Origin of the sequence: Cedecea sp. NFIX57 (assembly GCF_900177785.1) — a bacterium.
Lineage (GTDB): Bacteria > Pseudomonadota > Gammaproteobacteria > Enterobacterales > Enterobacteriaceae > Cedecea > Cedecea neteri_C.
In genome coordinates this window covers 1-1,338 of record NZ_FXAS01000125.1, presented here as the reverse complement: position 1 = coordinate 1,338, position 1,338 = coordinate 1, and the positions used below count along the sequence as shown (strand labels likewise).

At 61.1% G+C, this 1,338-nt stretch carries 1 protein-coding gene; it reads left to right on the top strand.

Annotated elements, in window-relative coordinates; translation table 11 throughout:
• Positions 1 to 1,338: hypothetical protein (locus B9Y90_RS27090; RefSeq protein ID WP_176227952.1), on the top strand; the 1,338-nt coding region annotated here is incomplete at both ends.

Genomic DNA, 1,338 nt, shown 5'->3' with positions numbered 1-1,338 from the left:
CCACCGGTGCCAGCCTGTCGGGTGACAAGCTGAAAGTTCTGTATCCGGGCACGGTAACGGTGACGGGGACGGACGCTCTTGACGGCTACGATAACCTGGTGACCACCATCGTCGTGCCGGTAAACAAGAAAACCTCGCCGGCCCTGAAGGCGCCGGCGAACGTGACAATGACGTTTGGTGACAAACCGCGCAAAACGGCGGCGATTACCGACGGCAACGGGAGCGGTACACTGCATGTGTGGACAGATAATGCGGCGGTAACGGCCCGGCTGACGGACCGTCTCGGGGTTGAGTTGACAGCGCTGAAGGTGACGAAGGCTCCGGTGGCCGTGACGATTGAGCAGGAGTCGACGGCTGACACCACGGCGCCGGCAGACGTCACCTTCACGGTGACGGTGAATCCGGGGACGCTGCCTGACCTGAAACCGGGAAATATCGACCTGAACGTGGGCGACACGAAAGAGAATAACTCGGCGGATAATCTGAAGAATGTAAAAGGCTTCCTTGCGGGCACGAAACTGACTTTCAGCTCGGATAAGACAGCCATTGCCACGGTAGACAAAGACACAGGCAAAGTGACAGGGATATCTGCGGGCTCTGCGACCATCACGGTCACAGAGACGCTGGACAACTACGCGAATAAAACAGAGAAGTTCACGGTGAACGTGAGCAAAAAAGTCTCTCCGGTTCTGACGACCCCGGCGAACGTGACGATGACGTACGATGCGAACCCGGCCAAATCCGTTGCCCTCTCTGACGCTGTCGGTGAGGGCAACGGGGGGCCGCTGAGCGTGACCGCGGCGCCGTCTGGCGTCGTGACGGCGACGCTGACCTCTGAACGCCAGGTGAAACTGACGGCGCTGAAGGTGCCGGCGGGCCTGGTCACCATTACGGTCAGCCAGGCGGCAACGCCGGACACGGAGGCGCCGAAAGACGTCACCTTCACGGTGAAGGTGAATAAGGGGGCCGGCGGTAAAAACGAGGAGCGTATTCCCGCTGTTACGGCGGGCAACACAGTGACACTGACGATGCCGCTGGCCCGCACGGGCAGCAAGATCACTTATGTGCTGACGGATGCCGGTACCACCGGTGCCAGCCTGTCGGGTGACAAGCTGAAAGTTCTGTATCCGGGCACGGTAACGGTGACGGGGACGGACGCTCTTGACGGCTACGATAACGTGGTGACCACCATCGTCGTGCCGGTAAACAAGAAAACCTCTCCGGCCCTGACGACCCCGGCGGACGTGACGATGACGTACGATGCGGACCGGGCTAAATCCGTGGCCACCTCTGACGCTGTCGGTGAGGGCAACGGGGGGCCGCTGAGCGTGACCGCGG